General features: G+C 75.6%; 8 protein-coding genes. 4 read left to right on the top strand and 4 right to left on the bottom strand.

The window, feature by feature from the left end; genetic code table 11:
* Positions 1-71: 71 nt before the first annotated feature.
* A complete protein-coding gene (locus CCO02nite_RS09065) occupies positions 72-1,391 on the top strand; it encodes a D-alanyl-D-alanine carboxypeptidase family protein (RefSeq protein WP_146842807.1) in 1,320 nt (439 codons plus the stop codon).
* Positions 1,392-1,393: 2 nt separating this feature from the next.
* Here CCO02nite_RS09065 and CCO02nite_RS09060 read toward each other — a convergent pair whose 3' ends face one another.
* From CCO02nite_RS09060 to CCO02nite_RS09045, 4 genes are all read right to left on the bottom strand, one after another.
* Complete coding sequence (locus tag CCO02nite_RS09060) at positions 1,394-2,383, bottom strand: Gfo/Idh/MocA family protein (RefSeq protein WP_146842806.1); 990 nt, start codon at positions 2,381-2,383, stop codon at positions 1,394-1,396.
* On the bottom strand, positions 2,383-3,468 hold the full coding sequence (locus CCO02nite_RS09055) for a DegT/DnrJ/EryC1/StrS family aminotransferase (protein WP_146842805.1): 1,086 nt from the start codon (positions 3,466-3,468) through the stop codon (positions 2,383-2,385). The genes CCO02nite_RS09060 and CCO02nite_RS09055 overlap by 1 nt, the downstream gene beginning before the upstream one ends.
* Positions 3,465-4,067 (bottom strand): acyltransferase, encoded by a 603-nt coding sequence (locus tag CCO02nite_RS09050; RefSeq protein ID WP_146842898.1) that lies wholly within the window; start codon positions 4,065-4,067, stop codon positions 3,465-3,467. The genes CCO02nite_RS09055 and CCO02nite_RS09050 overlap by 4 nt, the downstream gene beginning before the upstream one ends.
* Positions 4,068-4,134: 67 nt before the next feature.
* Positions 4,135-5,022 carry a TIGR03089 family protein gene (locus CCO02nite_RS09045; protein WP_146842804.1) on the bottom strand — a complete coding sequence of 296 codons (888 nt, stop codon included), beginning with the start codon at positions 5,020-5,022 and terminating at the stop codon, positions 4,135-4,137.
* Between the two features lie 240 nt (positions 5,023-5,262).
* Here CCO02nite_RS09045 and CCO02nite_RS09040 point away from each other — a divergent pair, with 240 nt between their 5' ends.
* The 3 genes from CCO02nite_RS09040 to CCO02nite_RS09030 all read left to right on the top strand — a co-directional run bounded on the left by CCO02nite_RS09040 (position 5,263) and on the right by CCO02nite_RS09030 (position 10,837).
* Positions 5,263-5,592, top strand: a complete 330-nt coding sequence (locus tag CCO02nite_RS09040; RefSeq protein ID WP_146842803.1) for a WhiB family transcriptional regulator — start codon at positions 5,263-5,265, stop codon at positions 5,590-5,592.
* 62 nt (positions 5,593-5,654) lie between these two features.
* Complete coding sequence (locus CCO02nite_RS09035) at positions 5,655-9,296, top strand: glycosyltransferase (protein WP_146842802.1); 3,642 nt, start codon at positions 5,655-5,657, stop codon at positions 9,294-9,296.
* Entirely contained in the window at positions 9,293-10,837 is a 1,545-nt protein-coding gene (locus CCO02nite_RS09030) for a DUF5719 family protein (RefSeq protein ID WP_146842801.1), read from the top strand. Before CCO02nite_RS09035 ends, CCO02nite_RS09030 begins: the two co-directional genes overlap by 4 nt.
* The last annotated feature ends 8 nt before the right edge of the window (positions 10,838-10,845 follow it).

The raw sequence follows: 10,845 nt of genomic DNA, 5'->3' as shown, positions 1-10,845 counted from the left end.
GAGCACGAAGACCCGGTAGTGCACGCAGACGCGCGTCGGGCACGATCCGGCAGGGAACGGAGGACCCGGTGATGGTCGGACGACGGAGCCATCCCTCGACGCCGTGGGCCCTCGCGGGCGTCCTCGTGACGCTGCTCGCCCTGCTCGCCTCGCTCGCGCTGCCCACGCGCGCGGCAGCGTCGCCGGCACCCGCAACAGTGGCATCCGCAACAGCGGCGGCAACAGAGGCGGCAGCGGCGGGGGCCGGGCGGTGCACGGGCGACCTCACGCTCTACGGCCTGCGCAGCGACGGGCGCCTGACGGTCTCCGTGGTCGACCCGGCGACGGGAAGGTTGCGCTCGACCGCCGCCTCGTCGGCCCGGCTCGGGTTCGAGGCGCAGGCGTGGACGATGCTCGACGCGCGCACGATCCTGGTCACCGCGAAGGCGACCGGCGCGTTGTGGCGCGTCGACGTGACCGCGACCGCGCCGCTGACGTTCGTCCGCACGCGCCTCGCGTCGTCGGGCTGGCCGGTGACGTTCCTCGCGGCCGACGGCGCCGGCCACCTGTACGGCTACGAGAGCTCGCGGATCGTGCGCTGGTCCGTGTCGGGCACGCGTCCCACGGCAGCCGGGATCACCGGCCGCACGGTGATCGGCTGGATCGGCAAGATCAAGACGCTCACCGCGAGCGGCGCCGACCACCTGTACGTCACGACGACCACCGGACGCCTCGTCGAGCTGTCGGTCGACGCGGCGGGCCGGCTCGGACGCATCGACGTCGCGACCAGCGGCTGGGACGATCGCCGGCACGTCGTGAGCCCGGGCGGCGGCCTCGTGTACGCGGTGGCCTGGGGGACGCGCACCATGTCGTGGTACGCGCGCACGGCGAGCGGGTTCGCGGCGCAGCCCGACGCGGTCGGGGCGTCCTGGGGGCAGGTCCGGCTGTCCGTCGCGCAGGCGCCGTGCGTCACGACCCTGCCGGTGGAGACCGACTGCACGCTGGTCAGCACGTCGACCCCGCAGCAGTACACCGTGCTCGCGGCCGGGTTCCGCGTGCACCCGTGCGTCGCGGACCGCGTCGAGCGGATGGTCGCGGCGGCTCGTGCGGCGGGCTTCGCGCTCGGCGGCTCGGCGTGGCGGGACACCGCGACCCAGATCGCGCTGCGCAAGCAGAACTGCGGCACCTCGCAGTACGCGATTTGGGAGATGCCCTCGTCGGAGTGCACGCCGCCGACCGCGCGCCCGGGGACCTCGCAGCACGAGCGCGGGCTCGCGCTCGACCTCACGCTGAACGGCCGGTCGCTCACGTCGACGAGCCCCGCGTTCACCTGGCTGAAGGCGAACGCGGCGACCTACGGCTTCGCCAACCTGCCCTCCGAGCCGTGGCACTGGAGCACCACGGGCTGGTGACGTCAGCGGAGGTGCACGGTCTCGCCGGTCTCGGCCGAGCGCAGCACCGCCTCGGCGACGCGCACCGTGGCCAGGCCGTCGCTCATCGTGACGATGTCCGCGTCCTTGCCGAGCACCGCGTCGCGGAACGCCTCGTGCTCGGTGCGCAGCGGCTCGGGCTTCGGGATCGCGTAGCGCACCATGTCGCCCTCGCTGACGCCGCGGAACGCGGCCAGCGAACCCCACGTCGTCGGCACCGTGCCGTTGGCGTAGTACGTCAGGTCGGCCGTGAGCGTGTCGGCGACGAACGTGCCGCGCTCGCCCGTGACGACCGTGACGCGCTCCTTGAGCGGTGACAGCCAGTTCACCAGGTGGCTCGTGACCGTGCCGTCCGCGAGCTTGCCGACGACCGCGACGAGGTCCTCGTGCTCGCGCCCGCTCTTGAGCGCCGTCTGCGCGGCGACCGAGAGGAACGGTGACTGCGTGACCCACGCGGTGAGGTCGATGTCGTGCGTCGCGAGGTCCTTGACCACGCCGACGTCGGCGATCCGGGCCGGGAACGGGCCCTGCCGGCGCGTGACGACCTGGTAGACGTCGCCGAGCTCGCCGTGCTCGAGCCGCGCGCGCAGGTGCTGGAGCGACGGGTTGTAGCGCTCGATGTGGCCCACCGCGCCGACCAGGCCGCGCGACGCGAACGCGTCCGCGACGCGCTCGGCCGACGCGGTGTCCTGCGCGAGCGGCTTCTCGATGATCGCGTGCACGCCGGCCTCGGCGAGCGCGAGCGCGACCGGCTCGTGGTAGACGGTCGGCACCGCGACGACCGCGTAGTCGAGGCCCGCGGCGATGAGGTGCTGGACGTCCTGGCCCACCGTGAGGCCGCCGGCGACGCCGTGCGGGTCGCCGCCGGCGTCCGCCACCGCCGCGAGCTCGACGCCCGGCAGCGAGCGCAGCACGCGCGCGTGGTGACGCCCCATCATGCCCAGACCGATCAGGCCCGCCCTCAGGTCCGCCATCACGCACCTGCCTTCGCGACCGCGTTGACGCCTGCGACGACCCGTTCGAGATCGTCGCGGCTCAGCGCGGGATGCACCGGGAGCGAGAGCACCTGGTCGCACGCCTCGCGCGTGGCAGGCAGGTCGAACTCCAGCGCGAAGGAGGGGAGCTGGTGGTTGGGGATCGGGTAGTAGACGCCCGAGCCCACGCCGTGCTCGTCGGCCAGTGCCTTGGCGAACCCGTCGCGGTCCTGGGGGACGCGGATCGTGTACTGGTGCCACACGTGCGTCGCGCCGGGAGCGACCTGCGGGACGCCCACGCCCTCGAGGTTCGAGGACAGGAACGCGGCGTTCTCCTGGCGCTGCGCGGTCCACGCGCCGACCTTGCCGAGCTGCACGCGGCCGATCGCGGCGTGCACGTCGGTCATGCGGGCGTTGAAGCCCACGACCTCGTTCTCGTAGCGCTTCTCCATGCCCTGGTTGCGCAGCAGCTGGACCATGCGCACGAGCTCGGGCGTCGCGCACGAGACCATGCCGCCCTCGCCGGAGGTCATGTTCTTCGTCGGGTACAGGCTGAACATCGCGAACGAGCCGAACGAGCCGACCGGGGCGCCCTGCCAGGTGGCGCCGTGCGCCTGCGCGGCGTCCTCGAACAGCTGCGCGCCGTGCGCGGCGGCGAGGTCGCCGAGCGCCGTGACGTCGGCGGGGTGGCCGTACAGGTGGACGGGCATGATGCCCGCGGTGCGGTCGGTGATCGCGGCCGCGACCGACGCCGGGTCGAGACAGTAGGTGTCCGGGTCGATGTCGGCGAACACCGGGGTGGCGCCCGTCAGCGCGACCGAGTTCGCGGTCGCGGCGAACGTGAACGACGGCACGATCACCTCGTCGCCCGGGCCGATGCCCGCGGCCAGCAGCCCCAGGTGCAGTCCGGTGGTGCCCGAGCTCACGGCGACGCACGCACGCCCGCCGACGAGCTGCTCGCCGAACTCGCGCTCGAACGCGGCGACCTCGGGTCCCTGCGCGATCATCCCGGAGCGCAGCACGCGGTCGACCGCCGCCCGCTCCTCGTCACCGATCAGCGGCCTGGCCGCGGGGATCATGGTCATGCGTCGAGCTCCTCGTCCTGGACGGCGCGCATCGTCAGCACGCCGTCGGTCTCGTCGTACAGCTCGCCCGTGGTCGGGCACTGCCACCGGCCCTCGCCGGCCTCCTGCAGCGGGACGCCGGCGCGTCCCACCCATCTGATGCGCCGCGCGGGCACGCCCGCGACGAGCGCGAAGTCGGGGACGTCACGCGTGACGACCGAACCGGCCGCGACCGTGGCCCACCGGCCGACCGTCACGGGGGCGACGCACACGGCGCGTGCGCCGACGGACGCGCCCTCGCGCAGCGTCACTCCGACGGCCTCCCAGTCGTGCGCCGACTTGAGCGAGCCGTCGGGGTTCACCGCGCGCGGGTAGGTGTCGTTCGTCAGCACCGCCGCGGGCCCGACGAACACGCCCGGCTCGAGCACCGCGGGCTCGTACACCAGCGCGTAGTTCTGCACCTTGCAGTGGTCGCCCATCTGCACGCCGCTGCCGATGTACGCGCCGCGGCCGATGACGCACCCCTGGCCGATCTGCGCACCGTCACGCACCTGCGCCAGGTGCCAGACGGAGGTGCCGTCGCCGATCACGGCGGTGGGGTCGACGTCGGCCGACGCCATGATGCGCACGTTCACCAGATGGTCTCTCCACTCCCGGGACGACCGGCGTGGGCCGGCCGGGTCAACACTACCGACGTCGTGGGTAAGTCCTGGGACCGGTGTCCTGGTCCGCGGCCGCTGCGGGGTCCAGCACCTCCGCGACGGTGGCCCGCTCGGTCGTGACGAGCCGTGCGAGCGCGTCCGGCTGCGTGCGCAGCCGCTCGGCCGTGCCGGCGTCGACGAGCACGACGGAGCCGCCCGCCGCGAGCGTGCGCAGCACGCCTGCGAGCCACGCTGCGCCGCCCGTGCCGGGACCGAGCACCAGCCGTGGGGGAGTGCCGGGCTCGTGGTCGGACGCCCACCAGCCCGGCAGGCCGCGATAGGTGATCACGGCGTCGTCGGCCTCGAGCGCCACCGCATCGGCGTCGGGCGGGGAGACCCAGCCGAGCTGGTCGGGGTAGGTCATGACGGCCGCCGCGGCGTCGGTCGCGCCCGCAGGCAACGGGTGGGCCGCCCGACGAGCCAGCGCCGCGAGCGTCACGACGACGAGCGCGGCCGGGTCGGCCGGCCGGTTCGTCGTCCCCGCCGTGTCCGCCGCGGCCTCGTCGGTGGTGACGAGCACGTCCGCCTGAACCGTCGCGTCGGACGCGAGCACGAGCGTGGCACCGGTCGTCCACGTCGCGAGCGTCCAGACGACCGTGCGCCAGTGTGCGGGCAGCTCGACCTGCACGCGCGTGCCCGGCGCGGCGTCGAACTCCTCGACGAGCAGGTTCGTCGTCTTGGCGACCCAGTTGGCCAGCACCGCACCCGAGAGCTCGACGCGTTCGCCGTCGTGCCCGTACCAGGTCAGGCGCGGGCGGCCGGGCTCGGCGACGAGCACGCGCAGGACGGCCGCGACGTCGTGCGGCCCGGGGTCGGAGGGGCCAGCGGGGCCGGCGGGGCCGGTGCGGGTAGGTCCAGAACCGGACGCGATCATGCGCACACCCTAGGTCGACCGGCCGATTTCGACGGTTTCACCCGACAAAGTCGGACAAGTACCACGCCTCCGCTTGACGGTGGGGAACGACACGCGTGTAATTCACTCTGACCGATACATGCAGCGCGAGCACCACCGCGCGGCGCGGCGCGGCGCACCGGGACGAGCCGGTGAGCACGTCGCCCCCGCGGCCCTTGCACCAAGCCTTGCACCGAGCATCACCACCCACCGGAGGCACGCATGTGGAACCTGCTCGACGGTGAGGGGGCCTTCCCCTCCGACGCGCGCGCGGCTGCACCGGAGCAACCCGCCAACGTCCTGTCGCTGTTCGCCACGCCCGAGGACGACGGCCCGATGGGCTGGCAGGACCGGGCGCTGTGCGCGCAGACCGATCCCGAGGCGTTCTTCCCCGAGAAGGGCGGCTCGACCCGCGAGGCGAAGAAGGTGTGCACCGGCTGCGACGTGCGGTCCGAGTGCCTCGACTACGCGCTCGCGAACGACGAGCGGTTCGGCATCTGGGGCGGTCTGTCCGAGCGTGAGCGCCGCAAGCTGAAGCGCCGCGTCGTCTGACGCGCGGTCCGGCGAGTGTCGGTGCCGTCACCGGGCGCTCGCGCGTGCATCATGGGCCGAGCATGAACCAGACCAGCCTGTCTCCGGGCGTGAGCACCCGCACGTCGTCGTCCCTCCCGACGACGCCGTCGGTGACCGTGATCCTGGTGACCCGTGGTCGCACGCGCTACCTCCCGACGACCCTGACGGCCCTGACCGAGCAGGAGCGCCGCCCGCTGCGCGTGCTCGTCGTCGATGCGGGCCGCGAACCTGACCCGGACCTCGAGCTCGACGTGACGCGTGCGTTCGAGGTGGCCGGCGGAGCACCCCGTCCCGACGTGCGTGTCGTCGCGGCCCCCGGTGCGCGCACGTTCGGCGACGCGGCGAGGCGGGCGCTCGCGGCCGACGACCGGACCCCGACGACGTGGCTGTGGCTCCTGCACGACGACAGCGCGCCCGCTCCCGATGCCCTCGCCGAGCTCACGCGCGCGGTGGGCCGGGCACCGTCGGTCGCGGTCGCGGGCGTCAAGCAGCGCACCTGGACCGAGCCCGAACGGCTCCTGGAGGCCGGCCTGCGCACGTCGCGCTCGGGCCGGCGCATGACCGACGTCGAGCCCGGCGAGCTCGACCAGGGCCAGCAGGACGGCCGCGACGACGTGCTGGGTGTCGGGCTGGCCGGCGCGATCGTGCGGCGCGAGGTGTGGGACACGCTCGACGGGCCGGACCCGGCGCTCGGACCGTTCGGCGACGGGCTCGACCTGTCCCGGCGCGCGCGGCTCGCAGGGCACCGCGTGGTCGTCGTGCCGTCGGCGGTCGTGCGGCACGCGCAGGCCACCTATCTCGGGCTGCGGACCCGCGACGCCGCGCCCGTCGACCTCGACGGCGACGGCGAGGACGACGACGGCGATCCCGCGCGCTCGTTCCGGGCGCGCCGCGTGGCGCTCGTGCACCAGCGCCTCGTGACGCCGCCCGTGTGGTTCGTTCCGGTCGTCGCCGTGCTCGCGCTGCTGGCCGGCGCCGTGCGGTCGATCGGCCAGGTCGCCGCCAAGCAGCCGGGGCTCGCGGTCGACGAGCTGCGCGCCCCCCTCGTGGCCCTCGTGCACGTGCGCGCCGTGGTGGCGGCACGACGCACCGCCCGGCGCACCCGGACCGTGCCGCGCCGGGTGCTGCGGCCGCTGCAGGCTACGTGGCGCGACGTCGTCGGACAGGCCCGGGACCGCCGGCTCGCCCGCGCCGAGGCGCGCCGCGTCGTGCGGGCGCCGAGCGAGCTGGAGCTGCGCGAGCTCGCCGCGATCACGACGCAGCGCCGCGGGGGGCTCGCGTTCCTCACCGTGCTGCTCGCGATCGCGACCGTCGTCGCATCGGGGCCCACCGTGGCCGCCGTCGGCCGGGGTGCGCGGCTCGTCGGCGGCGCACTCGTGCCGCTCGCCGGAAGCGTCGGCGAGCTGTGGGACTCCGCGACCTCCGGCTGGGTCGCGGGCGGCCTGGGGGCGCCCGGACCCGTCGACGCGCTGTGGGCGGTGCTCGTCGCGCCCTCGGCGCTCGCGGGCGGGAACCCGGACATGGCCGTCGCCGTCCTGCTGCTCGGCGGAGTGCTGATCGCGGGCGTCGGGGCGTGGGCCGCTGCGGGCGCCGCCACGCGGTCGGTCGCCGTGCGCCTGTGGGTCGCGGTCGTGTGGGCCGCCGCGCCGGCGCTGCTGCTGGGCGTCGGGTCCGGTCGGGTGGGGGCCGTCGTCGCGCACATGATGCTGCCGTGGGCCGCGCTCGGGCTCGCCCGCGCGATCGGCGTGCAGCGCGTCGACCGCGTCGTCTCGGGCGTCCTGACGGCGCGTCGCGGGCCCGAGGACACCGCCGCGTCCACGTCCGCCGTCCCGGCGCCCGTCGCGCCGTCTGCCCCCGCGCTCACGTCCGTCGTGCCCGACGAGGCTACGGGCACGGGCGCCTCCGTCGAGCCCACGTCCGTCGAGCCCACGTCCGACGAGGCCGCGTCCGACGATGACGCCGACGAGCCCACGTCCGACGACGCCGTCGGCGGTGCTGCCGCGTCGGGCGAGGACGAGCGTGCCGGTCGGGCGGACGTCGGCATCGACGACGTTCCCGTCTCCGCACTCGTGGGTGCCGCGCCGCCGTCCGGATCGGTGACCGCCGCGGCGGGCGGTGCGCTCGCGCTCGTCGCCGTGACGGCCGGAGCGCCCGTGCTGCTGGTGCCGCTCGTGCTCGTCGCGTTCGTCGTCACGCTGTGCGCGCCGCGGTTCCGCCGCCGGCCGCTGCTCATGCTGCTGCCGGCGCTCGTCGTGCTCGCTCCCGCGCTGATCGAGGCCGTCGGCCGCGGCCGCGACGGGCTGCGCCTGCTCGTCGCCGGACCCGGTCTGCCGCTCGCCGGCGCGCCGGGGAACCTCGTCGACCGCCTGCTGGGGGTGCCCGCCGACGCGTCCGCGCTCGTGCCGGGTGTGGTCCCGGACGCAGCGGTCCGGTGGTGGCCGGTGGCGCTGGGCGGCACGGTCGCGGTCGTCGCGCTGCTCGCGCTGCTGCGCGGCGGCCGCGCCGCTCGCGGAGTGCGGGTCGGTTGGGTGGTCGGTGCGCTCGGGCTGGCGGTGGCCGCGCTCGTCGCCCTCGTACCCGTCGGCGTCGAGGCCGGTCAGGTGGTGCGCGGCTGGTCCGGGCCCGCGCTCTCGCTGGCGCTGCTCGGCCTGCTCACCGCCGCTGCGCTCGGCACCGACGGCATCCGTGCGCGGCTCGCGCGCAGCTCGTTCGGCTGGCGTCAGCTCACGGTCGGCGTCGTCGCGCTCGTCGCGACGCTCGTGCCGTGCCTGACGCTCGGCGCCTGGACCGCGCAGGCGCGCAGCGGAGCCGCGTCCTCGCTCGTCGCGTTGGACCGCAACATCGTGCCCGCCGTGGGACGCCAGTCCCAGGGCGCTCCGGGGGCCTCGCGGGTCCTTGCTCTCGGCGTGTGGGACGCGGGCGCCGACGTGACGTGGCAGCTCCTGCGCGCGGACGGCCCGCAGCTCGTCGACACGGCGGCCGCGGTCACGTCCACCACGGTCGTCGGACCGACGCTGGACACGCGTGTCGCACCCGAGGACGACGCGACGCTCGAGGTCTCGACGATCGCCGCGCGGCTCGTCGTCGGGGCCACTGGCGACGTCGCGGGGGCGCTGGGTGCGCTCGGTGTCGGGGACGTGCTCGTCCCGCCGCTGCCCGCCGACCTCGATCCGCAGGACGTCGCGAGCGCACGCCGCGCCCGCGACGGACTGCTCGCGCGGCTCGACGCGACCGCAGGGCTCGAGCGCGTCACCCAGAACCAGACCGGCGTGCTGTGGCGGGTGCAGCCGGCCGAGCAGGCGGGCGTCGTGCCGCAGGTGGTGACCTCGTGGGCGCGCATCGTGCCCGCCGACACGGACCTGGCCGACCCGCAGGTGCCCGCGGTGGCGATGGCCGCGCAGGCGCGTTCGGTCGACACGCACGTGCCGGCGGGTTCCGACGACCGTCTCGTCGTGCTCGCGGAGCGCGCGGACCCGCACTGGCGGGCGACGCTCGACGGCCGCTCGCTGCGTGCGGTCGACGCGGGCTGGCGGCAGACGTTCGCGCTCGGGGCCGACGGCGGCCACCTCGTCGTGACGTACGACCCGCCGCAGCGCACGCCGTGGCTGGTGGCGACCGCGCTCGTGCTCGCGCTCACCGTGGTGCTCGCGGTGCCCGTCCGACGGCGCAGGGCGGGCCGATGAGCGCCCGCACGCGCGCCGTGCGCATCGTCAGCGGCATCGGGGTCGTCGCGCTGCTCGGCGCGGTCGTCGTCGGCGCGGGGCGGCTGCCCACCGTCGAGGAGTCCGCGGCCGCGCCCGGCACGGCCGTGACCGTCCCGCCGGCGCCCGCCCTGCTGGTGTGTCCCGGCCCGCTCGTGCTGCCCGAGGACCGCGGCGGCGACGACGCGTTCGACCCGACGCCCGTCGACCCGGTCACGGGCGTGCAGGTGGTCGCGGCCGACTCGGGCGGTGGCACGGTGACCACGATCGACGGCTCCGACACGCTCGGTGCACTGCAGGGCGGCACGCAGGCGCGCACGTTCGACGACGTCACCGACCCGCTCCTCGTCCGGGCCGACCCGTCCGACGACGGTCCCGCGCTGGTCGCGGCCGCGGGCGGCGGGCTCGTGACCGCGGGTGACCTGCGCGGTCTCGCGGCGGCGTCCTGCCAGCCGCCGACGACCGATGCGTGGCTCGTCGGCGGTGCGACCGACCTCGGCACGACGACGGTGCTCGTCCTGCAGAACCCGGGCTCGACCCCGGCGACGGTCCACCTCGAGGTGTTCGGCGCGACCGGACCGGTGGACCTGAGCACCGTGCAGTACCTCGTCGCCCCCGGAACGCAGCGCGTCGTCGTGCTCGGCGGGACCGCACCTCAGGAGCGGCGGGTCGCGGTGCACCTGACCGCGACGGGTGGCCGCGTGGCGGCGTTCCTGCAGTCGTCGACGCTCGACGGGTTCACGCCGACCGGGACCGACCTGGTCGTGCCCGGGTCGCCGGCCGCGACGCGGCAGGTCGTCCCCGCGGTGACGCTGCGGGAGACCGACGTCGACGACCCCGATGCCGGCGTGCTGCGCGTGCTGTCGCCGGACGTCGCGACGACCGCCCGCGTGCGGGTGCTCGGCCCCGACGGCGTACGCGACCTGCCCGGCGCAGCGGACCTCGAGCTGCCCGCGGGGACGGTCGTCGACGTGCCGCTCGGTGGGCTGCCCGCCGGTCAGTACACGTTCGTCGTCGACGCTGCAGACCCCGTGGTTGCGGGCGCGATGCTCGCGCGCCCCGGCGACCCGACCGCGCTCGACCCGGACGTGCCGACGCGTGAGACGGCGTGGGTCGCGTCCGTCTCGGGCACCGAGACGGGGCTGCTCGCGCTGCCGACCGGGACCGTGGGTCTGCTCACGCTCGGCGCGGTCGCGTCCGGCGACGCCCTCGACGCCTCCGGCGGGCTGCGTGCGACGCTGCGCGTCATCGCGACCGACGGCACCGTGGCCGCCGAGAAGAGCGTGGACGTGCCCCTCGGCACGACGCTCACGCAGGAGCTCGCCGAGCTGGCACCCGACACCGACGTCGCGGGCGTCGAGATCGTGACGACCGACGACGAGCGCGGTCGGCTCGCGATCGGGTTGGTCGCGCGCGTCGGTCAGCCGGACGGAACGATGCTGTCGGTGCTCACGCCGGTCGTCGGACCCGACTCGGGCGACGGCCTCGTCGTGCGGCCGGACGTCCGGCTCGGGCTGTCCTGACGGGCGTC

This window comes from Cellulomonas composti, assembly GCF_007990245.1.
In the GTDB taxonomy this organism is placed as follows: domain Bacteria; phylum Actinomycetota; class Actinomycetes; order Actinomycetales; family Cellulomonadaceae; genus Cellulomonas; species Cellulomonas composti.
The sequence above is the reverse complement of the archived record's forward strand: the minus strand, read 5'-3'. Positions and strand labels throughout refer to the sequence as shown.

Excerpts from the sequence above, each read along its gene's own strand:
- CCO02nite_RS09055 (WP_146842805.1), bottom strand. The coding sequence starts at position 3,468 with ATGACCATGATCCCCGCGGCCAGGCCGCTGATCGGTGACGAGGAGCGG.
- CCO02nite_RS09065 (WP_146842807.1), top strand. The coding sequence starts at position 72 with ATGGTCGGACGACGGAGCCATCCCTCGACGCCGTGGGCCCTCGCGGGC.
- CCO02nite_RS09045 (WP_146842804.1), bottom strand. The coding sequence starts at position 5,022 with ATGATCGCGTCCGGTTCTGGACCTACCCGCACCGGCCCCGCCGGCCCC.
- CCO02nite_RS09035 (WP_146842802.1), top strand. The coding sequence starts at position 5,655 with ATGAACCAGACCAGCCTGTCTCCGGGCGTGAGCACCCGCACGTCGTCG.
- CCO02nite_RS09050 (WP_146842898.1), bottom strand. The coding sequence starts at position 4,067 with ATGGCGTCGGCCGACGTCGACCCCACCGCCGTGATCGGCGACGGCACC.
- CCO02nite_RS09040 (WP_146842803.1), top strand. The coding sequence starts at position 5,263 with ATGTGGAACCTGCTCGACGGTGAGGGGGCCTTCCCCTCCGACGCGCGC.
- CCO02nite_RS09060 (WP_146842806.1), bottom strand. The coding sequence starts at position 2,383 with ATGGCGGACCTGAGGGCGGGCCTGATCGGTCTGGGCATGATGGGGCGT.
- CCO02nite_RS09030 (WP_146842801.1), top strand. The coding sequence starts at position 9,293 with ATGAGCGCCCGCACGCGCGCCGTGCGCATCGTCAGCGGCATCGGGGTC.